General features: G+C 74.2%; 26 protein-coding genes. 17 read left to right on the forward strand and 9 right to left on the reverse strand.

Going from position 1 to position 26,109, the window contains the following annotated elements:
• Positions 1 to 196: 196 nt before the first annotated feature.
• From ABD811_RS03120 to ABD811_RS03135, 4 genes are all read right to left on the reverse strand, one after another.
• On the reverse strand, positions 197 to 703 hold the full coding sequence (locus ABD811_RS03120) for a hypothetical protein (protein ID WP_344940312.1): 507 nt from the start codon (positions 701 to 703) through the stop codon (positions 197 to 199).
• Entirely contained in the window at positions 703 to 1,032 is a 330-nt protein-coding gene (locus tag ABD811_RS03125; protein ID WP_344940315.1) for a hypothetical protein, read from the reverse strand. The genes ABD811_RS03120 and ABD811_RS03125 overlap by 1 nt, the downstream gene beginning before the upstream one ends.
• 299 nt (positions 1,033 to 1,331) lie before the next feature.
• On the reverse strand, positions 1,332 to 1,742 hold the full coding sequence (locus ABD811_RS03130; RefSeq protein ID WP_344940318.1) for an STAS domain-containing protein: 411 nt from the start codon (positions 1,740 to 1,742) through the stop codon (positions 1,332 to 1,334).
• Positions 1,743 to 2,038: 296 nt separating this feature from the next.
• The gene (locus ABD811_RS03135) at positions 2,039 to 5,584 is read right to left on the reverse strand and encodes an indolepyruvate ferredoxin oxidoreductase family protein (protein WP_344940321.1); all 3,546 of its coding nucleotides are present in this window, start codon (positions 5,582 to 5,584) and stop codon (positions 2,039 to 2,041) included.
• An 8-nt stretch (positions 5,585 to 5,592) separates the two neighbouring features.
• On the opposite strand from ABD811_RS03135, the gene ABD811_RS03140 reads away from it, so the two are divergent.
• The 5 genes from ABD811_RS03140 to ABD811_RS03160 all read left to right on the forward strand — a co-directional run bounded on the left by ABD811_RS03140 (position 5,593) and on the right by ABD811_RS03160 (position 8,419).
• Positions 5,593 to 6,054, forward strand: a complete 462-nt coding sequence (locus ABD811_RS03140) for an Lrp/AsnC family transcriptional regulator (RefSeq protein ID WP_344940323.1) — start codon at positions 5,593 to 5,595, stop codon at positions 6,052 to 6,054.
• A gap of 105 nt (positions 6,055 to 6,159) precedes the next feature.
• The gene (locus ABD811_RS03145; protein ID WP_344940325.1) at positions 6,160 to 6,339 is read left to right on the forward strand and encodes a hypothetical protein; all 180 of its coding nucleotides are present in this window, start codon (positions 6,160 to 6,162) and stop codon (positions 6,337 to 6,339) included.
• A gap of 90 nt (positions 6,340 to 6,429) precedes the next feature.
• Positions 6,430 to 6,876, forward strand: coding sequence for a DUF7144 family membrane protein (locus ABD811_RS03150; protein WP_344940328.1), 447 nt, complete (start codon positions 6,430 to 6,432; stop codon positions 6,874 to 6,876).
• 30 nt (positions 6,877 to 6,906) lie between these two features.
• Positions 6,907 to 7,533: a GAP family protein gene (locus ABD811_RS03155; protein ID WP_344940330.1), complete on the forward strand. Its 627-nt coding sequence runs from the start codon at positions 6,907 to 6,909 to the stop codon at positions 7,531 to 7,533.
• Positions 7,534 to 7,618: 85 nt separating this feature from the next.
• Complete coding sequence (locus ABD811_RS03160; RefSeq protein ID WP_344940332.1) at positions 7,619 to 8,419, forward strand: thioesterase family protein; 801 nt, start codon at positions 7,619 to 7,621, stop codon at positions 8,417 to 8,419.
• Between the two features lie 23 nt (positions 8,420 to 8,442).
• Here the strand turns inward: ABD811_RS03160 and ABD811_RS03165 are convergent, their stop codons facing one another.
• From ABD811_RS03165 to ABD811_RS03175, 3 genes are read right to left on the reverse strand one after another with little or no spacing between them, the layout of a single operon-like run.
• Positions 8,443 to 9,330 carry a M56 family metallopeptidase gene (locus tag ABD811_RS03165; protein WP_344940335.1) on the reverse strand — a complete coding sequence of 296 codons (888 nt, stop codon included), beginning with the start codon at positions 9,328 to 9,330 and terminating at the stop codon, positions 8,443 to 8,445.
• The gene (locus ABD811_RS03170) at positions 9,327 to 9,701 is read right to left on the reverse strand and encodes a BlaI/MecI/CopY family transcriptional regulator (RefSeq protein WP_344940338.1); all 375 of its coding nucleotides are present in this window, start codon (positions 9,699 to 9,701) and stop codon (positions 9,327 to 9,329) included. The genes ABD811_RS03165 and ABD811_RS03170 overlap by 4 nt, the downstream gene beginning before the upstream one ends.
• Before the next feature lie 59 nt (positions 9,702 to 9,760).
• The gene (locus tag ABD811_RS03175; protein WP_344940341.1) at positions 9,761 to 10,528 is read right to left on the reverse strand and encodes an AAA family ATPase; all 768 of its coding nucleotides are present in this window, start codon (positions 10,526 to 10,528) and stop codon (positions 9,761 to 9,763) included.
• Between the two features lie 213 nt (positions 10,529 to 10,741).
• Between ABD811_RS03175 and ABD811_RS03180 the strand changes: the two genes are divergently transcribed.
• The 3 genes from ABD811_RS03180 to mgtA all read left to right on the forward strand — a co-directional run bounded on the left by ABD811_RS03180 (position 10,742) and on the right by mgtA (position 15,131).
• A complete protein-coding gene (locus ABD811_RS03180) occupies positions 10,742 to 11,902 on the forward strand; it encodes a sporulation protein (RefSeq protein WP_344940343.1) in 1,161 nt (386 codons plus the stop codon).
• Between the two features lie 129 nt (positions 11,903 to 12,031).
• Positions 12,032 to 12,430 (forward strand): ArsR/SmtB family transcription factor, encoded by a 399-nt coding sequence (locus ABD811_RS03185; RefSeq protein WP_344940347.1) that lies wholly within the window; start codon positions 12,032 to 12,034, stop codon positions 12,428 to 12,430.
• A gap of 85 nt (positions 12,431 to 12,515) precedes the next feature.
• A complete protein-coding gene (mgtA, locus tag ABD811_RS03190) occupies positions 12,516 to 15,131 on the forward strand; it encodes a magnesium-translocating P-type ATPase (RefSeq protein ID WP_344940350.1) in 2,616 nt (871 codons plus the stop codon).
• Between the two features lie 22 nt (positions 15,132 to 15,153).
• Here mgtA and ABD811_RS03195 read toward each other — a convergent pair whose 3' ends face one another.
• Positions 15,154 to 15,723, reverse strand: a complete 570-nt coding sequence (locus ABD811_RS03195) for a TerD family protein (protein ID WP_344940353.1) — start codon at positions 15,721 to 15,723, stop codon at positions 15,154 to 15,156.
• A 384-nt stretch (positions 15,724 to 16,107) separates the two neighbouring features.
• Here ABD811_RS03195 and ABD811_RS03200 point away from each other — a divergent pair, with 384 nt between their 5' ends.
• Positions 16,108 to 17,214 carry a PQQ-dependent sugar dehydrogenase gene (locus tag ABD811_RS03200; RefSeq protein WP_344940356.1) on the forward strand — a complete coding sequence of 369 codons (1,107 nt, stop codon included), beginning with the start codon at positions 16,108 to 16,110 and terminating at the stop codon, positions 17,212 to 17,214.
• 61 nt (positions 17,215 to 17,275) lie between these two features.
• On the opposite strand, the gene mftR is transcribed toward ABD811_RS03200, so the two are convergent.
• Positions 17,276 to 17,878: a mycofactocin system transcriptional regulator gene (mftR, locus tag ABD811_RS03205; RefSeq protein ID WP_344940361.1), complete on the reverse strand. Its 603-nt coding sequence runs from the start codon at positions 17,876 to 17,878 to the stop codon at positions 17,276 to 17,278.
• A gap of 71 nt (positions 17,879 to 17,949) precedes the next feature.
• Here mftR and mftA point away from each other — a divergent pair, with 71 nt between their 5' ends.
• The 8 genes from mftA to ABD811_RS03245 all read left to right on the forward strand — a co-directional run bounded on the left by mftA (position 17,950) and on the right by ABD811_RS03245 (position 26,107).
• Positions 17,950 to 18,075, forward strand: coding sequence for a mycofactocin precursor MftA (mftA, locus tag ABD811_RS03210; RefSeq protein WP_344940364.1), 126 nt, complete (start codon positions 17,950 to 17,952; stop codon positions 18,073 to 18,075).
• Positions 18,076 to 18,097: 22 nt separating this feature from the next.
• The gene (mftB, locus tag ABD811_RS03215) at positions 18,098 to 18,385 is read left to right on the forward strand and encodes a mycofactocin biosynthesis chaperone MftB (protein ID WP_344940368.1); all 288 of its coding nucleotides are present in this window, start codon (positions 18,098 to 18,100) and stop codon (positions 18,383 to 18,385) included.
• Positions 18,382 to 19,644, forward strand: coding sequence for a mycofactocin radical SAM maturase (mftC, locus tag ABD811_RS03220; RefSeq protein ID WP_344940371.1), 1,263 nt, complete (start codon positions 18,382 to 18,384; stop codon positions 19,642 to 19,644). Before mftB ends, mftC begins: the two co-directional genes overlap by 4 nt.
• 3 nt (positions 19,645 to 19,647) lie before the next feature.
• Entirely contained in the window at positions 19,648 to 20,841 is a 1,194-nt protein-coding gene (mftD, locus tag ABD811_RS03225) for a pre-mycofactocin synthase MftD (protein WP_344940375.1), read from the forward strand.
• Positions 20,838 to 21,578, forward strand: coding sequence for a mycofactocin biosynthesis peptidyl-dipeptidase MftE (mftE, locus tag ABD811_RS03230; RefSeq protein WP_344940378.1), 741 nt, complete (start codon positions 20,838 to 20,840; stop codon positions 21,576 to 21,578). The genes mftD and mftE overlap by 4 nt, the downstream gene beginning before the upstream one ends.
• Positions 21,575 to 22,390, forward strand: a complete 816-nt coding sequence (locus tag ABD811_RS03235) for a mycofactocin-coupled SDR family oxidoreductase (protein WP_344940381.1) — start codon at positions 21,575 to 21,577, stop codon at positions 22,388 to 22,390. Before mftE ends, ABD811_RS03235 begins: the two co-directional genes overlap by 4 nt.
• Positions 22,387 to 23,910: a mycofactocin biosynthesis glycosyltransferase MftF gene (gene mftF, locus ABD811_RS03240; protein ID WP_344940384.1), complete on the forward strand. Its 1,524-nt coding sequence runs from the start codon at positions 22,387 to 22,389 to the stop codon at positions 23,908 to 23,910. The genes ABD811_RS03235 and mftF overlap by 4 nt, the downstream gene beginning before the upstream one ends.
• Positions 23,911 to 25,144: 1,234 nt before the next feature.
• On the forward strand, positions 25,145 to 26,107 hold the full coding sequence (locus ABD811_RS03245; RefSeq protein ID WP_344940387.1) for an NAD-dependent epimerase/dehydratase family protein: 963 nt from the start codon (positions 25,145 to 25,147) through the stop codon (positions 26,105 to 26,107).
• The last annotated feature ends 2 nt before the right edge of the window (positions 26,108 to 26,109 follow it).

The raw sequence follows: 26,109 nt of genomic DNA on the forward strand, positions 1-26,109 counted from the left end.
GGCGGTGCCGGCCGACCGGCATCGGGCCGCCGCCCCGTCGCCGGCGCTCCTGTCGTCCCTGGAGACCGCCTTCTGCTCCGGCACGCGGCGCTGAGCCGCGGTGTTCGTTCGCTCCGCCGCGCGTGTGAGCGGCCACGCGCGGCGGTGTCGATGACACGCGGCGTCATCGGCGTGGGGCCCGGCGGTACCGCCTCTGTCAGGCGGCGCGGGGCGGTGCCTGGGGACCGGTGACCTCGGGCAGCGGGTGACCGACGCGGTGCGCGTGGGTCGTCCGGCCGTGCTCGTTGGGGAACGCCAGGCCGCAGGAACAGCTCCACACCTCGGTGACGTCGTCACCGAAGTACCAGGCGATCTCCTGCGGATCGCAGCCGTGGCTCGCGCGGCTGTGGCTGCCGCGGTTGCGCAGCGCGATCTGCGTGTCGCACTGCCCGCAGCGCACGGAGACGTCCGGTCGGACCCGGGCGGGGCGCTGCTCGGCCCCGTTGCCCGTGCCCGCGGCCTTCTCCAGGGCCCGCTGCGCGGGACCGCGGGTGCGCAGCAGTTCCCGCAGCGGCGCGAGCAGTTCCTCGTCGCAGCGCGGGCACAGGTCGAGCCGGGCCTGGTCGGTGCCGACGCTCACCTCGACGGTGACCTCGGCGTCGTTCTTGGTCTGATCGTCCTGGTAGCAGCGGTCGCAGTAAGTGACGATCAACACTTCCTGCATCAGGCGCCACCGATTCGCTTCAGCGACTCCATCCGGATGGCGGCGAGCCCGCGCTGCCCGATCCGGCCGATGCCACCGGACTGGTAGCCCTCGGGGTAGCTGTAGCGGTTCCCGACGATGCCGCCGCTGGGTGTCATGACACGGGTGCGGATGGTGCCGCAGGTGGAGCACTCCACCGTCCAGTGGATGCGGCCGTTGGCGCGCTGCACCGCGGAGGTGCGCGGGTCCCACGCGTGCGCCCAGGTGCGGCACATCAGGTAGTCGTTGGTCAGTCCCTCGGCGAACTTGGTGACATCGTCCAGCTTCGCCATCTGCGGTCGCGTTGCCATGTGTTCGGATCCCTTCGACTGTGCACTTCCACTGTGCACTCGGTCCAATGTTCCCACGCAAGATCACGGCGTGGCCGGTGCCCGTCCGGTCGGACACGCTGTGACAAGGATGGACCAGTGACCGCCACTGGTCAGGTGAACACGTACCACATGTGTCGTCGTGTCGGCACACCGGGCTCGTCCGTGGTCAGGTGCGAGAGGGCGGTATCGACCGCCGCCCGGCGTCAGGCCGGCCGGGTCAGCGGCCGTTCCGGCCGTCCCCGAGGCACGAAGGAGTGATCGACGCGGATGGGCGCGGATCAGTCCGGGAACCGGTCGTGAATGGGCAGGCGCCGGTCCAGGCCGGTGATGGTCAGCATGCGCGTCAGTTGCGCGGACGGGTTGAGCAGCACCAGTTCGCCGTCGGCCTGCCGCGACAGATGCCAGCCGCGGACGAGCGCGTTCAGCCCGGACGAGTCGCAGAACGACAGGCCCGACACGTCGAGCACCATTCTCGGGGTTTCCCCGGCGTTCTCCGTGGCGGCGAGCCGGTCCTTCACGGCGTCGAGAAGCCGGTCCGCGGTGGTCATCTCCAGTTCGCCGCGCACCGTGAGCACCGACCAGCGACCATGACGCCGCTCCGCGATCGTCAGGGGCGCGACCGCGCTTCCGGCGTCGAACGGGCGCCGTGAAGCGGGCCCCATCCCACGATGCGGTGACGTCGTGGTCATCGCTTCGCTCCTTAACGCTCGACCATTGTCCACACCGGAACTCATCTGTGCCCGCGAGTCCTTGGACCATGCATCGGCATCGGTCGTCGCACAATACCGGCGACTTCACCAGGGCCTGTTATGGGAGCGTTCCGAGAGGCGTACGACGCCGATTCACGTCCCGGTTCACCGTCGGTGGAAAGGACGGTGCACCCATTCCGCGATCGGCGCCGCAAGGAGCGCGCCCCGGGTCCGGGAAACCGGAAGGCGATGACGGCGCACGTGCCCCATCTTCAACGCCGCCCCGGAACGGCGGGTCAGGACGACGAAGCGCTCGCCGGCCGCCTGTCGCCGGACTCGATGGCGGCCAGCAGCTCGGCCTGCCGGGCGCGGTACCGGGCGACGTTGCCGAGCTTGATCTCCTCGTAGCCGCGGACCAGGTCCGGCAGTTCGGCGAGCTCGGCCAGCAGCGGATGGTCGGGCGCGATGTCGAGGGCCCGTTCGATCGCCCGGCGGTACTCGGCGACGAGCGCACGCTCGGTGCGCCGCACCCGGGTGTGGCCGAAGGGGTCGAGGGGGGTGCCGCGCAGCCCGCGCATCGCCCGCAGCGTCCGGAACACCCCGCCGAACCACGGGCCGAACGCGATCTTGCGCTTGTACCCCAGGGCGCGCAGGATCGGCGGGTGCAGGCGGTAGGCCACCCGCGAGCCGTCGCCGAAGCGCTCGGCGATCTCGGCCCGCAGCCGCGGATCCAGGCTCAGCCGGGCGACCTCGTACTCGTCCTTGTACGCCATGAGCTTGTACAGGTTGCGCGCCACCGCCTCGGCGGCGTGCGGGGCCCTGGCGCGCACGTGCTCGACGAACCGGGCGTACTCGGCGGCGTAGGCCGCGTTCTGGTACTCGACGAGGTCGGGGACGCGGACGTCGAGAATCCGGGCCAGTTCGGTGCCGGGTTCGGCGGCGACCAGGGACCGGACCTCCGGCGCGCTCGCCGGTTCCTCCCGCGGCGCCTCCGGTTCCAGTTCCCGGCGCAGGCCGTCGGGGTCGGCCACGGCCTGGCGGCCGCGGCGGAACGCCTGGACGTTGGCGGCGACGGCGGTGCCGTTGAGCTCGATGGCCCGCTCGATGCTCGCGGCCGTGACGCCGAGCGCGCCGGTCTGGTACGCGGCGCCGAGCTGGAGGATGTTGGCGAACTGGTCGTCGTCGAACAGCGCCTCGGCCAGGCCGCGCGCGTCCAGGTAGTACGCCCGGGCGGTCGCGGCGTCCAGGGACGAGCGGATGCGCGAGGCGTCCGGGAACGACACGGACGGGTCGACGATCATGCGTCCGGTCGGGACCTCGGTGGTGGACACCACGGCGGTGGTCCGCGACGGGTCGGCGGCGCCGAGGTAGGCGGGGTCGGCGCCGACCAGCGCGTCGCACGCCAGGTACAGGTCGCATTCGCTCGCGGCGAGCTTGGCCGCCTGTTCCACCGGGGCCGCGGTGACCTTGACGTCGGACACGACGGCGCCGCCCTTCTGGGCGAGCCCGGTCTGGTCGAGCGTGCGCACGTGCCGCCCGTCCAGGAACGCGGCGGTGGCCAGGATCTGCGCGACGGTGACGACTCCGGTGCCGCCGATGCCGGTGATGCGGACGGTGAAGTCGCCGCCCGCACGCCCGGGTTCGGGAACGGCGTCCGCGGAGAGCTCCGCGAAGGTCCGGCGCGGCCGCCGTCCGCCCGGCACCACCGTCAGGAAGGACGGGCAGTCCCCGTCGAGGCATGAGTAGTCCAGGTTGCACGACGACTGGTGGATCGCCGTCTTGCGGCCGAACTCGGTCGCGACCGGCTGCACCGAAAGGCAGTTGGACTTGCCGCCGCAGTCGCCGCAGCCTTCGCAGACGCGTTCGTTGATGAACACCTTCTCCGCGGGTGCGGGCGCCTTGCCGCGGCGCCTCTTGCGGCGCTTCTCCGCCGCGCACTCCTGCTCGTGGATGAGGACGGTCACCCCCGGGATCGCGGCGAGCTCCTCCTGGGTGCGCCGGAGCTCGCTGCGGTGGCGCACCTCCACGCCCTTGACGCGCCCGGCCCGCCGCAGCCGGCGCGGCGCGTCGCTGGTGATCACGACCTTGGCGGCGCCTTCGAGCAGCAGCAGCTCGGCGACCTTGTGCACGGGCAGCGCGCCGACCGCGTCCTGCCCGCCGGTCATCGCGACGGCCGAGTTGTAGAGCAGCTTGTAGGTGATGTTCACGCCCGCGGCGACGGCCGCGCGGACGGCGAGGCTGCCGGAGTGGGTGAAGGTGCCGTCGCCGATGTTCTGGACGAAGTGCGAGGCGTCGACGAACGGCGCCATGCCGATCCACTGCGTGCCCTCGCCGCCCATCTGGGTCAGCCCCACGACGTCGCCGACGGTTTCGGGGTCCATGAACAGCGCCATGGTGTGGCACCCGATTCCGGCTCCGACGATGGTCCCCTCCGGGGTCCTGGTGGAGGAGTTGTGCGGGCAGCCGGAGCAGAAGTACGGGGTGCGGGCGAGCAGCGGGAGGGCGATGCGCTCGCGCTTGTCCGGCGGTGCCGGGGCGAGGTCGGCGTGACGGGCCAGCCGCCCGCGCAGCCCCTTGGCGATCAGGTCGGGGTCCAGCTCCCCGAGCGCGCTGAAGAGGTCCTTGCCGTGGACGTCGGGGGCGTCGCGGTGGCCGTAGAGCACCTCCTTCACCGCGGGTTCGAGGAACGCGCGCTTCTCCTCGACGACCACGATCTCCTCGAGCCCGGCGGCGAACTCGCGCACGATCCGCGGTTCCAGCGGGTGGATCGCGCCGAGCTTGAGCAGGCGGATGCCGTGGCGGGCCAGGTCGGCGTCGTCCAGTCCGAGGATGCGCAGCGCCTGGCGGACGTCCAGGTAGGCCTTCCCGGCCGTGACGATGCCGATCCGGTCGCGGTCGCCGCGGTGGACGATCCGGTTGAGCCCGCTCGCCCGGATGTACTCCAGCGCCAGCGGCAGCCGCACCGTGTACAGGCCGCGTTCCATGCGCGCGAGGTCCTGGCCGAGCAGCCGGCCGCTGGGCCTGTGCCGGTAGGCGTCGCCGGGCATCGCCGGGGGCGTCCACGCGCCGTCGACCGTGACCGTCGCGGCGGCGTCGGCGACGTTGGCGACCACCTTCAGCGCCGACCACAGCCCGCTCGCCCGCGACAGCTCCACCGCGTGCAGGCCGAAGTCCACGATGTCCTGCGGGTCCGCGGGGAACAGCACCGGGATGGACAGATCCGCCAGGGCGAGTTCCGAGGCCGAGGGGATGGTCGAGGACTTGGCGTTCGGGTCGTCGCCGACCAGTGCCACCGCGCCGCCGTTCGGATCGGTCCCGGCCATGTTGGCGTGCCGCAGGGCGTCGGTCGCGCGGTCCAGCCCCGGCGCCTTGCCGTACCAGAACCCGGTGACGCCGTCGGTGCGCAGGCCGAGCCCGGCGGCGAGCTGGCTGCCCATCACCGACGTGGCGGCCAGTTCCTCGTTCAGTCCGGGCCGGTGCACCACGCGGTACTCGTCGAGCAGGCGGCCGCGCCTGGCCAGCTCCAGGTCGTACCCGCCCAGCGGGGAGCCCTCGTAGCCGGAGACGAACACCGACGTCGTCTTCCCCCCGGAGCGCCGGTCGTGCCGCACCCGGTCGAACAGGACCCGCACCAGGGCCTGGACGCCGGTGAGGTAGACCTCGCCGTCCTCGCGCAGGTAACGGTCTTCCAGTGTGAACGCGCCCACGACCGGACTCCTCTCGTCGGTGAGAGAACAGCAAACGACGATCGCCGCACGCAACACCACACCGGACTTCACAGTCAAAGACGCAAAAATCGGGACCATACCCGCGTTCCGCACAGGGATCCGTTGCGTTAGCATGCCGCACCATGGCCGCCGCGCGTCTGGATTCCACCGATCACGAGATCCTGTCGCTGCTGCGGGAGGACGCGCGGCGCACCCTGGCCGACATCGCCGAACGCGTCACCCTGTCCACCGCGGCGGTCAAGCGCCGCATCGACCGGATGCGGGACGAGGGCGTCATCACCGGGTTCACCGTCCAGGTCGACCACGCCAGGCTGGGCTGGGGCATCGAGGCGTTCACCGAGCTGCGCTTCCTCGGCACCACCAACGTCCACGACATCGTGCAGACCGCGACCCGGATGCCCGAGACGCAGGCGGTGTTCACCATCGCCGGCGACCCCGACGCGCTGGTGTGGCTGCGCGTCCGCGACATGGCGCACCTGCAGCGCACGATCGACGAGATCCGCCGCAGCCAGCGCGTCACCAGCACCAAGACTCTGATCGTCCTGGAACGGTGGACCCGCGACCGCGGGCCGAGGCCGCGGTAGCCGTCCCCGCCCCAGGCGTGTTCCGCGACGGACCCGTCCGTCCGGCTAACTCCCCGAACTGGGGGTAGATGAGACAGAACGGCTGCTCGACGGGGGGAGAGAGCCGTGCTGTACGAACCCGGCCCGCACGACGCGCGGCGCGAGCACGTCCTGCGGACGGCCGCGGCCCGTCCCGTCCAGGCCGTGCACGTCGACCGGATCGCCACCCGGCACACGGGGATGCGGACCGGCCCCGTCCCCACGCCGGCCGCCGACGGCCGGCGGACCGGCGCGGGACGCCGGTGACGCGGGACGCCGGTGACGCGCCCACATCGTCAGCACCTGCAGGGAGACCGAGAGCAGCTACAGGGAGATCCTCGCGGAAGGAGACCAGCCATGGCGGAGAAGACGCACACGACCACGACGACCGAGGAGAGACGGACCGAGTGGGCCCTGGGGGTCGTGCTGTTCGCGGGCATCCTGCTGATCACGGTGGGGATCTTCCAACTGGTCGCCGGGATCGCCGCGCTCGTCCGGCGCGAGTTCTTCGTGGTCACCGCCAACTACGCCTTCTCGGTCAACGTGACCGCCTGGGGGTGGATCCACATCGTGATCGGCATCCTGCTGATCCTGACCGGCTGGGGGATCATGGCCGGCCGGCTGCTGGCCCGTATCGTCGGCGTCGGCATGGCGGTCATCAGCGCGGTGGCGAACTTCCTGTTCCTCCCGTACTACCCGGCGTGGTCGATGCTGATGATCGCCCTCGACGTCTTCGTGATCTGGGCGCTGTGCGTGTACGGCCAGCGCGAGGCCATCCGCATGGGCATGCGCTCGGGCCCGTGACGGCCGCGCGTTCGGGGAGGCCGGGGCGTCGTGAACCTCAACGTGCTGCCGCTCGCCGTCACCATGATGGCCGGGCCGCAGATCATCTCCGCGATCATCCTGGTGACCGCCGACCGCGCGGTCCGGGTGTCCCTGGCCTTCCTGTGCGGGGTGCTGGCCGCCACCGTCGCGGGTGTGGCCGTGGCGCGCGGCCTGGCCGGGCTGCTCGGCGGCGCGCCGCAGGGCACCGCGCCCGGCGGGGGCCCCGTCGCGCGGATCGTCGAGGCGGTGCTGGTCGCCCTGCTGGTGGTCCTGGCGATCAGGAGCTTCCTGGGCCGCCGCACCGCCGAGCCGCCGCGCTGGCTGGCGGAGCTGATGGGCGCGGCTCCCCGGCAGGCGCTGCGCACGGGGCTGCTGGTGATCCTGCTGATGCCCTCGGACATCATCGTGATGCTGACCGTCGGCGTGCACCTGCAGCGAACCGGCATGCGCCTGCCCGCCGCGGCGCCGTTCGTCGCGGCGACCGTACTGATCGCCGCCCTTCCGCTGCTGGCCTACCTGCTGTTCCACCGGCGCGCGGTGAACGCCATGCCGAAGGTCCGCGACTGGATGAACGCCAACAGCTGGCTGGTCAACATCATCGCCTACCTGATCTTCATCGTCCTCATCGTCGGATGAGCCACCTCGTCGGCCCGGCGGCGGGCCGGCACCCAATTGGCGAAGGGTCGCTAGAATGGCGTTCTGCCAAGTGGGAGGAGACCAGGTGGACACGCCGCCGGCCGAGACGTTCTACGAACCGCTCGACGAGGACCGCTTCGCCAGCACCCCCGCCACGGCCGGGCCGTGGTCGCCCGGCTTCCAGCACGGCGGCCCGGTCTCGGCGCTGCTCGGACGGGCCTTCGAACGCCACGACCCCGTCCCCGGGACGCGGATCGCGCGGGTCACGGTGGAGATCCTCGTCCCGGTGCCCGTGGCGCCCCTGCGGGTGAGCGTCCGCACGGTACGCCCGGGGCGGCGGGTCAGCCTGCTGGAAGGCGAACTGTTCCACGAAGGACGCCCGGTCGCCCGCGCCACCGGCTGGCGGATCGCCGCCGCCCCCGACCACGTCGAGCCGACCGACCACGCGCCGGCCCCTCCCCCGCTGCCCGCTACCAGCCAGGCCGTGACCGCCTGGCCCGAGGCGTACGTGGACGGCTACCTGTCCGCGATGGAGTGGCGCTACACCGAGGGCTCGTTCACCGGACGCGGCCCGGGCCGTACGTGGGCGCGGCCGCGCGTCCCCCTGGTCACCGGCCAGGCCGACACGCCGCTCGTGCGCGCGCTCGTGCTGGCCGACAGCGCCTCGGGCGTGGGCGCCCAGCTCGACTTCGCCAAACTGCTGGTCATCAACACCGACGTCACCGTGGCGCTGCACCGCGATCCGGTCGGCGAATGGATCTGCATGGACGCCCGCGTCCATGCCAGCCCGCACGGCAGCGCCCTGGCCCAGGCGTCCCTGGCCGACCCCTCCGGCGAGTTCGGCCACGTCCTGCAGACCCTTCTGGTGGACGAGCACCGTCCCTGACGCGCCCGGCGCGTCACAGGGCGTCACAGGATGTTCAGGCCGAAGGCGTGGTCGAGCTGCCAGGCGGCGGAGGCCAGCAGGCCGGTGGCGGTGCCGACGCCCGCCAGCAGGACCGGGCCGGTGACGGTGTTCTTGCTGGGCGGCGCGGACAGTAACGCCTGCACGCGCTGGACGACGCCCGAGTCGGTGAACGCGGGCAGCGACGAGGGGGGCGACTCGGCCTCCGCCCGGGCCAGGGCGACGCGGGCGATGGTGTGCGCGACGAGCGTGCGGTCGCCGACGGCCTCGGCGGCGTCCTCGTCGGCCCAGCGTTCCAGCGCGAAGCGCAGGCGGGCGTTCAGCCGGCGCAGCACCGGCACCGTACCGGCGGCCAGCGCCCCCGCCGCCAGGTAGCGGTGGTGACGGTGCCGCAGGTGCGCGGCCTCGTGCTCGAACACCACCCGCAGCTCGACGCTGTCGAGGGTGCGCAGCAGCCCGCGCGAGACGAGCACGCCGCCGTCCCGGCCGGGGACCGCCAGCGCCATCGGGACACCCGACTCCACCACCTGGCGGGCGGTGCGCTGGGCGTGGCGCACCTCGGCGGTCCAGCGGACCGCCAGCCGCGCCGTGACGGCGACGCTCAGGGCCGTCAGCGCCAGCGCCGGCACGCCGAAGGCGGCGTGCACCGGCTGGTCGTCGCCGAACAGCGCCCACTCGGGCAGGTACCGGTCGGCCACGCCCGGGGCCAGGGTGGCGGCGTAGTTGACGCCGACGAACACCAGCGTGCCGGTGACGGCCACCGCGGTGGTGACGGCGATCACCGCCAGCACCCGCGCCGACCAGGCCGGATGCAGCGGCAGCGGCGCCACGCCCATGACGACGCCGAGCACCAGCGCCAGCGCCGCGGGCAGGAACGTCAGCAGCCAGATCACGCCGGGGCCTCGGGCTCGCCGCCGGACCGCCGCAGGACCGCGCGCAGCGCGTCCTCCTCCTCGGCGCTCAGGCTCTGCACGAAACGGCTCAGCACGCTGGACGGGTCGCTGGCGTGCCGCAGGTGGTCGCGCATCCGGTCGGCCACCAGGCGCGACTCGTCCACCGCCAGCCGGTACAGGTAGTGCCGGCCCTGCCGCACCCGGGTGACCAGGTGCTTTGCGTGCAGGCGGAACAGGATGGTGTTGATGGTCGTGTAGGCCGGTTCCCCGGGGATGCGGGCCCGCAGGTCGGCGGTGCTGACCGGACCACCGGCGGCGGCGAGGGCGGCCAGCACCTCGGCCTCCAACTGCCCCAGCGGTCGTCTCGCCACGGGTCCACCTCCAAGGTCGAATGCGTACGGGGAAGGGTAACCGCCCATGCGCCGCCCGTTCACTTCGTGCCGTCGCATCCGCCGGCGGGAGGCCGGTCGAAGGCGATCGCGCGCAGCGCGGTGGCGGCCGCGCGGTCCAGCAGCACGACCGAGGCGCAGCCGCCGGGGAGCCGTCCGGCCTCCGCCCCGGCGACGAGCCGTCCGACCGCGCGGCGGTGCCGCGCGAACGCGCGCCGCGACACGGTGCGTCCGCGCAGCACCTGCCCTTGCACGGCCTGCCGCGGCGGCACGTCCACCAGGACGAGGTGCACCAGACTCCGGCGGCGGCGCGCGCGCCGTGCCGCCCAGCGGCGCACCCATCCGTTGCCGCCGCAGTCGTGCACCACGACGCTGTCCCCGGAACGCAGCGCGCGTCCCAGCCGCGCGTAGTGCGCGACGCGGACGCCCGGACGGTACACCGCGTATGGCAGCCAGGACGGCAGCCGTCGCTCCCACGCCTCGCGGACGTCCTGCGCGTCGATCGTGCGCACCGGGCCGCCCCGCCCGTCGAGGGCCGGCACGACCCGTCTGATCAGCGTGCTCTTCCCGCTGCCGGGCAGGCCCGACACGACGACCACGTCACCGGCCGCGAACGCCAGGCGCACGCGGCGGGGTTCGGTGCCGCGCCCGGCGCGCAGGTCGGCCATCGGCCTGGAGCGCGGTGGCCGGGAGGCGTCCGCGGCCACCGCCCGGGGTGCGTCGTCCACCCCGGCCCCGTGCTGGCTGTCCACCTGATCGGCTCCCCCGTCCCGGACGGCGAACCCGCCCCGGAGCAGGCGGAGCGGCACGACCGGCCCCTCAAATTACTTTTGTAATAGTGAACGTAGCAGCCTCGCCGCGCCGTCCGACGCCGGATCGCGCGGCGGCGGCATCCCCGCGCGGCGCCGGGTGACGGCGCCCACAGCGGAATCGGTGGTTGGTTCCCGGCCCTTGTGCTACAAGTGTCGTAGATAATTGTCGGCGGGCCCGCGACCGTCAACGGACAACAGAAGAGGGGAACCATGGTGTTCAAGCGGCTGCTCGGAGCCTTCGGGGTGGGCGGGCCTTCGGTGGAGACGGTGCTGCACGGCGGGCACGGCCGTCCGGGCGGGCACCTCCCCGGAGAGGTCACCATCCAGGGAGGGGACCACGACGTGCACGTCCAGCAGGTGGTGCTGAGCCTGGTCACGCACGTCGAGTACGAGCACGGCGACCACGAGGGCACCGCAGGCGTGGAATTCTACCGGGGCGCGATCGCCGGCGGCTTCCACCTGGGGGCCGGGCAGTACCACACGATCCCCTTCCAGATGCCGCTGCCGTGGGAGCTGCCGCTCACCGAGGTGTACGGCCAGCATCTGCACGGCATGGCCATGGGCGTGCGCACGGAGCTGGAGATCTCCGGGGCGATGGACTCCGGCGACCTGGACCCGGTCTCGATCGGCCCGCTCCCGTCGCAGCAGCGCGTGCTCGACGCGTTCGCCGCGCTGGGCTTCCAGTTCAAGAGCGCCGATGTCGAGCAGGGCCACATCGCCGGGGTGCACCAGGAGCTGCCCTTCTACCAGGAGATCGAGTTCTATGCGCCGCCGCAGTACGGCGGGCAGATCAACGAGGTCGAGCTGACGTTCGTGGCGAGCCCGCACGGCCTGGCGGTGGTGCTGGAGGCCGACCGCCGGGGGAACATCTTCGCCGAGGGCGACGACGTGTTCGGCCGCTTCCACGTCTCGCACGACGAGGCGCTGCACATGGCCTGGGAGCAGGAGCTGGAGAACTGGCTGCGCGCCGTCGCCGGGCACCTGCACGGAGGCCACGGCGGATTCGGACACGGTGGATACGGCCACGGCGGGTACGGCCACGGCGGGTACGCGCCCGTCGCCCACCATGACGCGCACCACGGCCACCACGAGTCGCACGGTCACGGCGGCCCGGGCTGGGGCGGGGTCGCGGCCGGCGCGGCGGGCGGCCTGGCCGCCGGATTCGTGGCCGGCGCGGTCGTCAACGAGCTGCTCGATGACGACGACGATGACGAGGACGGCGGCGACGACGCGTTCGCCGAGTCCATGGTCGAGGCGCAGCAGCAGGCAGTCCAGGACGCCTACCAGCAGGCCGCCTACGAGGCGGCGTACGAGCAGGCGTACGAGGACGCCTACGAGGAGGCTATGGAGACCTTCGAGGACGAGGAGTGACGCGCCGAACCTGCTCGTCGCCGTGATGGTGCGGGCGGCGCCTCCCGTGGCCCGCTGACCGTTCGTGAGGCGCCCCCGGGGTGCGACACTGAGGTGATCGCCCCCTCCGGCGCTCCGGGAACCGGGGGCGTGAGCGGAGCGGAGGCCATGGCGGGACGCGGGGACGACCGGACGGCGCCGGCGGCGCTGCCCCCGGCGCTGTTGCAGCAGGCGGCGGGCCTGTTCGGGATGCTCGCGGCCACGACCAGGCTGCACATCGTGTGGTTGCTGACCCACGGCGAGCGGGACGTCAGCTCGCTGGCCGAGGAGGTGGGCGGCACGGTGGCGGCGGTCAGCCAGCACCTGGCCAAGCTGAAGCTGGCCGGGCTGGTGCGGGCGCGGCGCGAGGGTCGTCACCAGTACTACGTGGTCGACGACCAGCACGTGGCGTCGATCGTCCGGCAGATGGTCGCCCACCTGCGCGGCGAGGCGGCCGACGGCGGCGGCAGGGCCACCGGCACCGGGCGCGCCCGCGGTGTGGGCGCCTGACCCGCCTCTGGACAAGCGATCCCCGGCCGCACCCGCGCCGGGGGCGGCGGCACGGGGACGGCCGGACGGCGGCTCCCTCGCGTCCGTGCGGGCGGCGCTGGCCGGGTACGCCGGCGAGCCGGCGCTGGCGGTGCTGCGCCGCTGGGACACCTCTCCGCGCGGGCTGGACGAGAACGAGGCCCAGGATCGCCTGCTCCGGTTCGGGGAGGGCGCGGACGGGTCCGCGCGCGACGGTGGGACGCGGCGCCCGGTGCGCGCGGCGGCGGCGCCGTTCGTGGTGGTGCTGATCTGCCTCGGCCTGGTCTCGGCGCTGGTCGGCGACGCGCGCGGCACCGTCCTGATCTGCTGCCTGGCGGTGCTCAGCGGGGCGCTGCGGTTCCGGCAGGAGGCGCGGTCGGACCGGGCCGCGGCCGCGCTGCGGACGATGGCGACCACCACCGCCACGGTGCTGCGCCGCGCCGCGCCGGGCGCGGACCCGGTCCCGCGCGAGGTCCCCGCCGAGCAGGTGGTGCCGGGCGACATCGTCCTGCTGGGCCCCGGCGACGTGGTGCCCGCCGACCTGCGGCTGCTCAGCTCGTCCGGGCTGACGGTCGACCAGTCGGCGCTCACCGGCGAGTCGCTTCCGGCCGGCAAGCACGCGACCTGGGCGGAGGGTCCGCTTCCGGCCCCGCCCGCGGGCGGCCCGGAGCCGGACGTGTTCGGCCATCCCCGGCTGTGCCTGACCGGCACGACGGTGGTGGCCGGCACTGGCACGGCCGTGGCGGTCGCGACCGGCACCGCCACCTACGTCGGCGCCACCGGCGACCTGCCCGCGCGTCCGCCCGAGACGGCGTTCGACCGCGGCGTGCGCGCGGTGTCGTGGGGGCTGGTCGCGGCGATGCTGACCGCGCTGCCGCTCGTGCTGGCCGCCGGCGGGGCGCTGCGCGGCGACTGGTCGCGGGCGCTGCCGACGGCCGTCGCGGTGGCGGTGGCCGTCACCCCGGAGATGCTCCCGCTGGTGGCGACGGCGCTGCTGGTGCGGGGCGCGGCGGGCCTGTCCCGGCGGCAGGTGATCGTCAAACGGCTGCCGGCGGTGCACAACCTCGGCGCGATGGACACGTTGTGCGTCGACAAGACCGGCACGCTGACCGAGCGGCACCTGCGGCCCGCATGCCATCTCGATCCGGACGGCGGGGCCGATCCGGGCGTGCTGCGCTGGGCGCGGCTCAACGCCCTGTGGTCGGTGGAGCTGTCGGGAAGCCCGGACGGTGACGCCGTCGACGAGGCCCTGCTGCGCGACGCCGGCGACCTGGCGGGCTTCGAGGGCGCCGACGTGATCCCGTTCGACTTCACGCGCCGCCGGGCGACGGTGCTGCTGCGGCCCGACGATCCCCGTCCGCGCAGCCGGGCCGCGCACGTCCTGGTCACCAAGGGCGCGGTCGAGGACGTCCTGGACGTCTGCGTGCGCGTGCGCACCCGCGACGGCGAGGTCGCGCTGGACGCCGCCGAACGCGCCCGGCTGCTGGCGATGGGCGACCGGTGGGCCGCCGACGGGGTGCGGCTGCTGGCGGTCGCCACCGCCCGGCGCGCGGCGCCCGCCCGTTCCCTCTCCCCCGCCGACGAGCGGGACCTGACGCTGGTCGGCTTCGTCGGGTTCCGCGACCGGCCGGACCCGGCGGCGGCCGCCGCCGTGCGGGCCCTGGCACGGCGCGGCGTCGACCTGATCATGATCACCGGCGACCATCCGGAGGTCGCCCGGCGGGTCTGCCGCGACGCCGGGCTGCCGGTGTCCCGGGTGGTGCTGGGCCGCGACCTGGCCGGGCTGGACGATGCCGAGCTGGCGCGGCTGGCCGGTCCCGCCACGGTGTTCGCCCGCGTCGCGCCGGCCCAGAAGGCGCGCGTCGTCCGGGCGCTGCGACGGGCCGGACGCACCGTCGGCTACCTCGGCGACGGCGTCAACGACGCGCCCGCCCTGCGCGCCGCCGACGTGGGCGTCACCGTCGCGGGGGCCGCCGGCCCGGCGCGCGCCGCGGCCGACGTCATCCTCGCCCGCGGGGGGCTGGGCGCGCTGGAGCAGGCCGTCGTCGCCGGACGGCGCACGTTCGCCAACACGGTCAAGTACATCAAGATCGCGCTGACGTCGAACGTGGGGAACGTGGCGTCGATCCTGGCGGCGGCCGCGACGCTGCCCTTCCCGGCCATGCCGCCGCTGCAGGTGCTGGTGCGGAACGTGTGCTTCGACCTGTCCCAGCTGGCGCTGGTGCACGACCGGGTGGACGAGTCGCAGATCCTGCGTCCGCGCACGTTCGACCATCTCGACCTGGCCCGGTTCGTCGCCTGCGTGGGACCGGTCGGCGCGCTGTTCGACCTGGCCGTGTTCGGGCTGTTGTGGCGGGTGCCGGCCGCGCACGGCCCCGGCGGGCAGCAGCTCGTGCACACCGGCTGGTTCGTCGCGAACCTGACCGCGCAGGGCCTGGCGATGCTGCTGCTGCGCAGCCGGGGGCGCGGCGCGCCGCGCGCGGCGTGGCCGGTGCTCGCGGCGGCCGCCGCGCCCGCGCTGTGCGGGCTGCTGCTGCCGTTCTCGCCGCTGGCCGCGACGCTGGACCTGCGTCCGCTGCCGCTCGCCGCGCTGCCCCCGCTCGCGGTGGTGGTGACCGGCTACCTCGCCGCCACGATCGGCGTCCGGGCGCTCTACCAGCGCCTGTTCGGCCGCTGGCTGTGACCGGCGCCCGGACCGCCGCCGGTCACGCGTGGGCGCTGATCGCCGGCAGCATGTCCTGCAGCGTGCGGCCGTGGCAGGGCTCGCCGATCGCGTTCATCTTCCAGCCGTCGCCGTGCCGGTACAGCCGCGCCATCACCAGCGCGGTGTGGCCGCCACCGCCGCCGAGCCGGTAGTGGGCCAGCTCCTGCCCGGTGGTCTCGTCGACGAGCCGGCAGAAGGCGTTGTCGACCTCGTCGAAGGTCTGGCCGCTGAACGAGCTGACCGTGAACACCAGCGCCGTCACCTGCGGCGGCACCCGGGTCAGCTCGACGATGACCGACTCGTCGTCGCCGTCGCCCGCGCCGGTCAGGTTGTCGCCGGTGTGCCGGACCGAACCGTCCTCGCTGGCGAGCTTGCCGAAGTAGACCACGTCGGCGATGCCGCCCTGGGCGAACAGGACGCAGGAGGCGTCCAGGTCGATCTCCTGTTCGCGCTTGCCGAACAGTCCCTTCTTCTTCACCGCGTCCCAGCCCAGGCCCATCCGCACGACGCTCAGCGTCCCGCCCGGCTTCTCCAGCGAGATCCGCTGCCCCTTCACCAACGACACCGTCACGGTCGTTCCCCTCCCGGTTCGCGCTCCGCCGCGGCCCTCCGGCCGCCGCGCAACTACACTTGTAGCAGAAGATCTCCCCCCGCCACAGCCGACAGACCGGGCCGCTCCCACCCGAAGCGTCCCGGCCGAAGCCTCCCGGCCGAAGCGTCCCGGCCGAATTGACGACGCCCCGCCGCCCAATGGCCGCCGCGGAATCACGCGGCGTTTTCCGGCGGGCCACTGAAAACGGCCGGGCGCCGCTCACCTGGACGTTTGGGGAAACGCCTGGAAACCGAGGGTTCCCAGCGCCGGAGGAGGCGGGTACCGTCAAGGCGACGCGGGCATGCTCCCGCCCGCGGCTAGGGGCCGAAACCGACCTGCCCGTCCAATGGCGAAAGGAATGCCGTGCCCCTGAACAAACGCATACTGGCTCCCACGGCGGCGTTCGCCGTCACCTTCTCCCTGGTCGCCGTTCCCCCCGCCCCGGCGCCGCGCGCGGCGGCGAACCGGACGACGGCGGCCGTCCCGTCCTTCGACTTCTCCGCCCCCCAGGTCCTGGCGACCGGCCTTCAGGTGCCGTGGGGCCTGACCTTCCTGCCCGACGGCAGCGCGCTGGTGTCGGAACGGGCGACCGCCCGCATCCTGCGGCTTCGCCCGGGGTCGGCACCCACCGAGGTGGCCCGGCTGTCCGGCGTGCGGCCCGCGGGCGAAGGCGGGCTGCTGGGCTTGGCGGTCTCGCCGTCCTACGCGCAGGACGGCTACGTCTACGCCTATTACACCGCCGCGTCCGACAACCGCGTCGTCCGCTTCCGGCTGGCCGCCTCGCCGCAGGAGCAGGTCGTCTTCTCGGGAATTCCCAAGTCGACCATTCACAATGGCGGCCGCATTCACTTCGGCCCCGACGGAATGCTGTACGTCGGCACCGGCGACGCCGCCCAGACCGCCAACGCGCAGAATCCGAACACCCCGGCCGGGAAGATCCTGCGGATGCGTCCCGACGGATCCCCGGCACCGGGCAATCCGACGCCGAATTCGGTCATCTACACCCTCGGGCACCGCAACGTGCAGGGGCTCGCCTGGGGCGGCGGCCGGATGTACGCCAGCGAGTTCGGGCAGAACACCTGGGACGAGATCAACCACATCACGCCCGGCGGGAACTACGGCTGGCCGCAGGTCGAGGGCCCCGGCGGCACGCCGGCGTACCGCGCCCCCATCGTCACCTGGGCGACGTCGGAGGCCTCGCCGAGCGGCGCCGCCGTGGTGGGCGACACGCTCTACGCGGCCGGGCTGCGCGGCCAGCGGCTCTGGCTGGTCCCGCTGAACGGCAGCGGCGGAACGGCGGGCAGCCCCACGGCGGTGCTGACGGGCGCCTACGGGCGGCTGCGCACGGTGGCGCTGGGGCCCGACGGCTGGCTGTGGGTGATGACGAGCAACCGCGACGGCCGCGGCACGCCCGCCTCGGCCGACGACCGCATCGTCCGCTTCCCGCCGGCCACCTCGCGCACCGGCTGACCCGGTAGCTCCCCTGGAGGCGGGGCCGGGCCGCCGGCCCCGCCCGCCCGGCTTCCGGGGGCTAACCGACCGTGCCGGCGAAGTAGGCGCGCAGGCCGGACAGCGCCTCGTCGAGGCACTCCTCGATCGTGCGGCCCTCGCGCTCCAGCCACTCCTCGTAGGCGGACAGCGTCAGGGCGAGGCTGACGTTGCCGACGGCGCGCGGCAGCAGGGCGTCGCAGGGCAGGCCCAGGCGGCCGGCGACGTAGGAGGTGATGACCTCGCACCACTGCCGGTACTTCAGGGCCGAGTGGGCCTGCAGGGCGGGCGTCCGCAGCAGCAGCGTCATGCGCTGCCGGTGCTGGGCCACGGCCCCCTCGTCCACGTGGTTGAAGGCGAGCACGGCGCGGTGCACGGCCTCGTGGACGGGGATGTCGTCCGGCATGGCCGCCAGCGACCCGCGCAGGTCGGCCAGGCTCTCGTCGAACCGCCCCCACGGAATGTCGTTCTTGGACGGGTAGTAGCGCAGCAGCGTGCGCCGTCCGATGCCCGCGGCCTCGGCGATCGCGTCCAGGGTGGTGCCCTCGAAGCCCCGCTCGGTGAACAGCGCGAACGCCGCCCGTTCGATCGCGGCGTGATCGGTGGCGGGCGGACGGCCCTTCGGGCGCCCGGATACTGACCGCACATCGCCCCCTTCTTTTTGACCCTCAGTGCCATTAAAGTCCATGACACGTCCAGCCGAGCCGAGGAGGCGTCATGCCGGAGCCCATGATGTCGGTCGAGGAGACCGTCCCGCAGGTCGACGAGGCGACGGACCAGGTGTTCGAGGAGGAGTCGCTGATCGAGGAGGTCTCGATCGACGGCATGTGCGGCGTCTACTGACACCCGGGCCGGGGAGCCGATCGTGACCGAGATCCTCGACCAGGCATGGGAGCTGTCACCGTCGGTGGCGCTGCGCCCCGAACCGTTCGGGGCGCTGGCCTACCACTTCGGTAACCGGCGGCTGACCTTCCTCAAGCGCCGCGAGCTCGTGGAGGTCGTCCGGGGCCTGGGCGGCGCGCCCGACGCCCGGACCGCGCTGGAGCGGGCGGGCGTGCCCACCGCCCAGTGGGGCGCCTACGCCAGGGCGCTGCGCGGCCTCGCCGACGCCGACATGATCCGCCATCGCGACACCACGGGAGAGGCACCATGACCGACACGACGGCCGCGGGGAACGGCGCGGTCGGCTCCGCCTCCGGCTCGCTCATCGAGATGTTCGAACGCGGGCTGGACGCGCCGATCTGCCTGACCTGGGAGCTGACGTACGCCTGCAACCTGTCGTGCGTGCACTGCCTGTCGTCGTCCGGCAGGCGCGACCCGCGCGAGCTGACCACCGAGCAGTGCGAGGCGGTCATCGACGAGCTGCAGGCGATGCAGGTGTTCTACGTCAACGTCGGCGGCGGCGAGCCGACCGTCCGCCCGGACTTCTGGCACCTGCTGGAGTACGCCGTCGACCACCAGGTGGGCGTGAAGTTCTCCACCAACGGCGTGCGCATCGACCCCGCGCGCGCCCGCTACCTGGCGTCCACCGACTACGTGGACGTGCAGGTGTCGCTGGACGGCGCCACCGCCGAGGTCAACGACCGGGTGCGCGGGCCGGGATCGTTCGACACCGCGATGCGGGCGCTGGACAACCTGGCCGCGGCCGGGTTCCGGGACGCCAAGCTGTCGGTCGTCGTCACCCGGCACAACGTGCCCCAGCTCGACGAGTTCAAGCGGATCGCCGACGAGCACGGCGCCACGCTGCGGCTGACGCGGCTGCGCCCGTCCGGCCGGGGCGCCGACGTGTGGGACGAGCTGCACCCCACGGCCGCCCAGCAGCGCGAGCTGTACGAGTGGCTGGTGCGGGCGGGCGAGAACGTCCTCACCGGCGACTCGTTCTTCCACCTGGCCGGGTTCGGCGAGAAGCTGCCGGGCCTGAACATGTGCGGGGCCGGGCGCGTGGTGTGCCTGATCGACCCGGTCGGCGACGTGTACGCCTGCCCGTTCGCCATCCACGACACCTTCCGCGCGGGCAACGTCCTGACCGACGGGGGCTTCGGCCGGGTGTGGCGGACCTCGGAGCTGTTCGCGCGGCTCCGCGCGCCGCAGGACGGCGGCGCCTGCTCGTCCTGCCGGTTCTACGACGTGTGCCGGGGCGGGTGCATGGCGGCCAAGTTCTTCACGGGCCTGCCGCTGGACGGGCCCGACCCCGAGTGCGTCCAGGGCCACGGCGAGGCGGCGCTGGCCGACCCGCGGCGCGCCGTGCCCGCGCCCGGACAGGACCACTCCCACCGCACCGAGCCCCGGTCGCGGCGCGCCCCCGGCCCCGTGCCGGTGCGGATCGGCAGGCGCCCCGACCCGGCGGCGCCCCCGGCGTCCCCCTGCGTGGAGAGCCCGCTCGCCGGATTCACGACATCGACTGAGAGGTAGGGCATGGGCAACGCGTGGTTCGAGACGGTCGTCGAGGCGCAGCGGCGGGCCCGCCGCAGGCTTCCCCGGTCGGTGTACTCGGCGCTGCTGGCCGGGTCCGAGCGGGGCGCGTCGTACCGGGACAACATGGCCGCGTTCGCCGAGCTGGGCTTCGCGCCGCACGTCGCGGACCTGTCGGCCAAGCGCGACCAGGAGACCACCGTCATGGGGCAGTCCGTCTCGCTGCCCGTGATCATCTCCCCGACCGGCGTGCAGGCGGTGCACCCCGACGGGGAGGTCGCGGTGGCGCGGGCCGCCGCCGCGCGCGGTACGGCCATGGGGCTCAGCTCGTTCGCCAGCAAGCCGGTCGAGGAGGTCGTCGCGGCCAACTCGCGGACCTTCTTCCAGATGTATTGGATGGGGTCCAAGGACTGGATGGTCCGCCGGATGGAGCGCGCCCGGGAGGCCGGCGCGGCCGGCCTGATCGTCACGCTGGACTGGTCGTTCTCCCACGGCCGGGACTGGGGCAGCCCCTGGATCCCCGAGCGGCTCGACCTCAGGGCCATGGCGCGCCTGGCCCCGCAGGCGCTGTCGCGTCCCGCCTGGCTGGCGGAGTACGCGCGTTCGCGCCGCCTGCCCGACCTGACGGTGCCGAACCTGGCCGAGCCGGGCGAGCCCGCGCCCACGTTCTTCGGCGCGTACGGTGAGTGGATGCAGACTCCCCCGCCGACCTGGGACGACATCGCCTGGATGCGGCGGCGGTGGGACGGGCCGTTCATGCTCAAGGGCATCTGCCGGGTGGACGACGCCCGGCGCGCCGTCGACGCCGGGGTCACCGCCATCTCGGTGTCCAACCACGGCGGCAACAACCTGGACGGCACGCCCGCGCCGATCCGGGTGCTGCCCTCCGTCGTGGCCGCCGTCGGCGACCAGGTGGAGGTGCTGATGGACGGCGGCGTGCGGCGGGGCGGCGACGTGGTGAAGGCGCTGGCGCTGGGCGCCCGCGCCGTCATGATCGGCCGCGCGTACCTGTGGGGGCTGGCCGCCGGCGGGCAGGCCGGGGTGGAGAACGTCCTGGACATCCTGCGCGGCGGCATCGACTCGGCCCTGCTCGGGCTGGGCCGCTCGTCGATCCACGATCTGACGCCCGACGACGTGCTGGTGCCCGAGGGCTTCACCCGCACGCTCGGCGCCGCGCCCGGACCGGACCCGCGATGAGCGACCGGGCGCTGCTGTCGCGGCGGTCCTGGCCGCAGGTCCCCGAGGGGACGCTCGTCCTGGTCCCGGTGGGGTCGTTCGAGCAGCACGGGCCGCATCTGCCGCTGGACACCGACACCGCGATCGCGGTGGCGGTGGCCGAGGGCGCGGCGGCCGAGCTGGCGCGCCGCCATCCGGACGAGCCGGTGCTGGTCGCGCCGCCCGTCACGTACGCGGCCAGCGGCGAGCACCAGTCGTTCGCCGGGACGATCTCCATCGGCCACGAGGCGCTGCGGTCGATGCTGGTCGAGCTGGTGCGCTCGCTGTCCACCTGGTGCGGGCGGATCGTGTTCGTCAACGCGCACGGCGGCAACCTGCCGAGCCTGTCGGACGCCGTCGCGCGGATGCGGCAGGAGCGGCACCGGGTGGCGTGGGCGCCGTGCCAGGCGGAGGCCGCCGACGCGCACGCCGGGTTCACCGAGACCTCGCTCATGCTGCACCTGGCCCCCGACCGGGTGGACATGACCCGCGCCGCGCCCGGCAACACCGCGCCCGTCGCCGAGCTGCTCCCCGCGATGGCCGCCTCGGGCGTCGCCGCCGTGTCGCCGTCGGGCGTGCTCGGCGACCCGACCGCCGCCACCGCCGCCGAGGGCGAACGGGTGCTGCGGCGGATGGTCGAGGACGTGTGCGCGCTGATCGACGCCGGTGAGCCCGGCGCCGACGGCCGCCTGCGCCGCGTCCGGGAGGCCCGGCGATGAGCCCCGGGTCCGAGGCCGGGCGGGTCGCGCTGGTCACGGGCGCCGCCCGGGGCATCGGCGCCGCCACCGTCCGGGCCCTGTGCGGACGCGGTTACCGGGTCGTCGCCGTGGACTCCTGCACCGGGGAGGTGCCCGACGACCTGCCCGGGGTGACCTACGCGCTCGCGAGCAAGGACGAGCTGGACGCCCTGCGCGACGAGCACCCCGACCAGATCGTCGCGCTGGTCGCGGACGTCCGTGACCGCGCCGCCCTGGACCGCGCGGCGGCGACGGCCGTGGAACGGTTCGGCCGGATCGACGCCGCCGTGGCCGCCGCGGCCGTGATCTCCGGGGGCCGGCCGCTGTGGGAGACGCCCGAAGCCCACGTGCGGGCGCTGTGGGACGTGGACGTCATGGGGGTGTGGAACACCGCCGCCGTCACGGTGCCGCGCATGCTGGCCGGCCCCGACCCCGGCGGCTGCCGCTTCGTGGCGGTCGCCTCGGCCGCCGGGACGCGCGGGCTGTTCCACCTGTCCGGCTACGGCATGGCCAAGCACGCGGTGGTCGGGCTCGTCCGGGGCCTGGCCGCCGACCTGGTGGGCACCGGCGCGACCGCCGTGGCCGTCTCGCCCGGCTCGACCCGCACGTCGATGCTGTCGGCCACGGCGGGCCTGTACGGGCTGGACGACGTGGAGTCGTTCGCCCCGTCCCAGCTCACCGAGCGGCTGATCGAGCCCGCCGAGATCGCCGAGGTCATCGCGTTCTGCTGCTCGCGGGCCGGCGGCGTCGCGACCGGCACCGTGATCGGCGCGGAGGGCGGGTTCCGGGGATGAGCCGCACTCCAGCCCCGTCCGGCCTGCCGCGCGGCTTCGTCGTGGAGCTGGGCCGGCGCGTCCGCGTGTACGACGGCGGCCGGACCCTGGTGGGCGGCGCGCCCATGCGGCTGCTCCACCTGAACCGGCGGGCGGCCTCGCTGCTGCGCGGCCGCCGCGTCGAGGTCACCGACCGGCTGTCGGAACGGCTCGCCGAGCGGCTGCTCGCCGTCGGCGTGGCGGACCCGGTGGTCGCCGAGCTGCCCCCGGTGGACCTGTCGCAGGTGACGGTCGTCGTCCCCGTCCGCGACCGTGCCGTCGCGCTGGACCGGCTGCTGACGGGCCTGGCGGGCCGCGTCCGGGTCGTCGTCGTGGACGACCTCTCCGACGACCCGCAGGCCGTCGCCCGGGTGGCGGCCCGGCACGAGGCCGAACTGGTCCGCCTGCCCCGCAACCTCGGCCCCGCCGGGGCGCGCAACGCCGGACTGGAGAAGGTCGACACCCCGTTCGTGGCGTTCGTCGACTCCGACGTGGTCGTCGCTCCCGAGGCGATCGCCACGCTGCTGCGTCACTTCCACCATCCTCGCGTCGCCGCCGCCGCGCCCCAGATCCTGGGGTTGCGCAAGCGGGGCAAGCCGAACTGGATCTCCCGCTACGAGGACGCCCGGTCGTCCCTCGACCTCGGCCCGGCGCCCGCGCTCGTCCACCCGCGTTCCGCGGTGAGCTGGGTGCCCAGCGCGTGCCTGGTGGCCCGGGTCGACGCCCTCGGCGAGGGCTTCACCGACGGCATGCGCGTCGCCGAGGACGTCGACCTGGTGTGGCGCCTGGCCGCCCGGGGGCTGCAGGTCCGGTACGAGCCCGCCGCCACCGCCTGGCACGACCACCGCACCCGGCTGACGGCGTGGATGCGCCGCAAGGCGTACTACGGCACCGGGGCGCACCCGCTGGCCCAGCGGCACGGCGCGTTGGTGGCCCCCGCCGTCCTGTCTCCGTGGAGCGCCGCCGTCGCGGCGGCGGTCCTCGCCCAACGGCGCTGGTCGGTGCCGGTGGCGGCGGGTGTGGTCGCGGTCGTGTTCACGCGGCTGTCCCGCACCGTCTCCGGCAGCGACCACCCGCGCCGTCTGGCGGCCGACCTGACCCGGCTCGGGCTGGTCGGCACCGCCGGGCAGACCAGCGCCCTGCTGCTGCGGCACTGGTGGCCGCTCAGCCTCACCGCCTGCCTGTTCTCGCGGCGCGCCCGGCGCGCCGTGGCGGTGGCCGCCGTCGCCGACGGCGTCGCCGAGTACCTCCGCGTCTCCCCCGACCTCGATCCGGTGCGCTTCGTGCTGGCCCGCCGTCTGGACGATCTCGCCTACGGCGCGGGCGTCTGGGCGGCCGCCCTCCGGGCCCGCTCGCCCCGTTCACTGCTTCCCGACGTCCAGGGGACGCCGAGGTCGCGGGGCGGCAGCGCGCGGACGAGCAAGGCGATGACGACCAGCGAGGACAGCGCCCACCACACGTGGGCGTCGCGCCAGGCGAACTCGTCCAGGCGGGTGGTGTAGAGGTAGCCGAACCCCGCCCAGAGCCCGGACACGGTGATGACGGGCCAGGTGGCGCGCCCGGCCAGGGCGATCAGGTACGGCATCGGCCAGGCCAGGTACTGCGTGCCGAACCGGTGCGTGGCGATCAGGAAGGCCAGCAGCAGCGCGAGCGTGAGCACGGCGGGGTCGGCCCTGCGCCACCACCACGCCGCGGCGAGCACCCCGCCCGCGAGGATCAGCAGCCCGGGACGGGCGTAGGCCGGATCGACGACCTGCTGCCCGCCCGTCGCCACCGCCGTCCAGCCCCAGTCGCCGACCACGGGACGCGTCGACAGCGACTCGGCGAGCGTCGCGGGCAGGTCGCCCACCGGCGTGCCCAGGAACACGCAGCCGCTCAGCAGGAACACCAGCGGCACGACGCCCGTCCAGACGAGCGCGACGAGCCGGTGCCGGACCCCGGACAGGGCGAGCAGCACGCCGGGCAGCATCAGCCCCGACCAGCTCGCCGAGGTCACCGCGAACCCGACGAGGATCCCGGCGGCGTGCGGGCGGCCCGCCCACCGGCCGCCGCCCCGCGCCACCACCAGGGCCCCCACCCCGAACAGCAGGGTGATCGGGGCGAACTGGCCGTGGATCGCGCTGACCATCACCCCCACCGGGGCGCAGGCGTACTGGAAGGCGCGCAACCCGCTCCTGTCCGGGTCGGCGGCCAGCCTGCCCACGAGCGGGATCAGCGCGAGGTCGCACAGGATCGGCACCGTCCGGCCGACGACGCTCCACGGCACGCCCAGCAGCTCGCCGAGCTCCCGCTGCCCGGCCAGGACGTAGGCCAGGAAGGGCAGGAAGTGCCAGCCGCCCTCCCGCAGGTGCACCAGCGGGTCGCGGCCGTCGAGCACGGTGTCGGCGGTGGAGCGGAAGTCCTCGGCCAGGTCGTAGGGCTGCCAGCCGTCCCGCGCGGCGATCACCAGCAGCACCAGCCGCAGCAGCGCGCCGACCGCCAGCGCCGCGGTCAGCGACGGCCGCCACCCCGCGCGCGCGGCGGTCACGGCCAGGACCAGTCCGATCGTCAGCGGCAGGCCCGCCGCCAGCACATGGGTCACCGGGTGTCCTCCCCTCCGCCGGTCATCATGCCGAACGAGGGCGCCGGCCGACGAACCGGGCGCGCGGCGACGCGCCTGCGCGGCCGGAGCTGCGGCCAAGGTCCATTAGGGTCGACCTTCGTAGAGGTGCACGCGAGCGTCACGGGTGAACGCAGGTGAGGGAGAAGTCGCCGGTGGAGGGGTTGGAGTCGCCGGACGAGGCGAAGCTTGAGGGCGCGCGGGTGCTGGTCACCGGCGGCGCGGGGTTCATCGGCGGCCGCGTGGTGGCGGCCCTGCTCGATGCCGGGGCGGAGGTGGTCGTCGCCGACCAGCGTCCCCATCCGGATCCCGCGGTCCGCTCGGTGGTGGGCGACCTCTGCGACCCCGACGTGCGCAAGCGGGCGGTGGGCACCGGACCGGACGGCATCGTCCACCTGGCGGCCGCGACCTCGGTGCTGCGGTCGATCGAGGACCCGGCCGGGGTGTACCGGCTGAACGTCGACGCCACCGCCGGGCTGCTGGAGCTGGCGCGCGAGCACGGGGTGCGCCGGGTGGTGTTCGCCTCGACCAACGCCGTCACCGGCGACGTGGGCGACGCGCCGATCAGCGAGCGGATGCCGCTGCGGCCGCTCACCCCCTACGGCGCGACCAAGGCGGCCGCGGAGATGCTGCTCAGCGCCTACTCGGGCGTGTACGGCATGCGGGCGTGCGCGCTGCGGTTCGCCAACGTGTACGGCCCGGGGATGCTGCACAAGGACAGCTTCGTGCCCCGCCTGATGCGCGCCGCCGCGGCCGGGAAGGGCGTCCAGGTGTACGGCGACGGCCGCCAGATGCGCGACTACGTCCACGTCGACGACATCGTCCAGGCGGTGCTGCTGGCCTGGCGCACCGGCCTGACCGGGCCGCTGGTCGTCGGGTCGGGCCGGTCGACGAGCGTCAACGACCTGATCGAGGCGGCCCGGGAGGTCACCGGCGCGCCGATCCCCGTCGAGCACGTGCCGGCCAAGGCCGGGGAGATGCCCGCCGTCGTGCTGGACATCTCCGCCGCCCGCGCCCTGGGCTACGAGCCGCGTCACGACCTGCGCTCCGGCCTGGCGACCGTGTGGCCCGACTTCGCCCCCGCGGGGGCGGCGTCGTGACG

The organism is Actinomadura miaoliensis, assembly GCF_039536785.1.
Taxonomy (GTDB): Bacteria; Actinomycetota; Actinomycetes; order Streptosporangiales; family Streptosporangiaceae; genus Spirillospora; species Spirillospora miaoliensis.

Excerpts from the sequence above, each read along its gene's own strand:
- mftF (WP_344940384.1), top strand. The coding sequence starts at position 22,387 with ATGAGCCGCACTCCAGCCCCGTCCGGCCTGCCGCGCGGCTTCGTCGTG.
- ABD811_RS03180 (WP_344940343.1), top strand. The coding sequence starts at position 10,742 with ATGGTGTTCAAGCGGCTGCTCGGAGCCTTCGGGGTGGGCGGGCCTTCG.
- mftC (WP_344940371.1), top strand. The coding sequence starts at position 18,382 with ATGACCGACACGACGGCCGCGGGGAACGGCGCGGTCGGCTCCGCCTCC.
- mftA (WP_344940364.1), top strand. The coding sequence starts at position 17,950 with ATGCCGGAGCCCATGATGTCGGTCGAGGAGACCGTCCCGCAGGTCGAC.
- ABD811_RS03125 (WP_344940315.1), bottom strand. The coding sequence starts at position 1,032 with ATGGCAACGCGACCGCAGATGGCGAAGCTGGACGATGTCACCAAGTTC.
- mftD (WP_344940375.1), top strand. The coding sequence starts at position 19,648 with ATGGGCAACGCGTGGTTCGAGACGGTCGTCGAGGCGCAGCGGCGGGCC.
- ABD811_RS03120 (WP_344940312.1), bottom strand. The coding sequence starts at position 703 with ATGCAGGAAGTGTTGATCGTCACTTACTGCGACCGCTGCTACCAGGAC.
- ABD811_RS03150 (WP_344940328.1), top strand. The coding sequence starts at position 6,430 with ATGGCGGAGAAGACGCACACGACCACGACGACCGAGGAGAGACGGACC.
- ABD811_RS03130 (WP_344940318.1), bottom strand. The coding sequence starts at position 1,742 with ATGACCACGACGTCACCGCATCGTGGGATGGGGCCCGCTTCACGGCGC.
- ABD811_RS03135 (WP_344940321.1), bottom strand. The coding sequence starts at position 5,584 with ATGCTAACGCAACGGATCCCTGTGCGGAACGCGGGTATGGTCCCGATT.
- ABD811_RS03235 (WP_344940381.1), top strand. The coding sequence starts at position 21,575 with ATGAGCCCCGGGTCCGAGGCCGGGCGGGTCGCGCTGGTCACGGGCGCC.
- ABD811_RS03140 (WP_344940323.1), top strand. The coding sequence starts at position 5,593 with ATGGCCGCCGCGCGTCTGGATTCCACCGATCACGAGATCCTGTCGCTG.
- mftE (WP_344940378.1), top strand. The coding sequence starts at position 20,838 with ATGAGCGACCGGGCGCTGCTGTCGCGGCGGTCCTGGCCGCAGGTCCCC.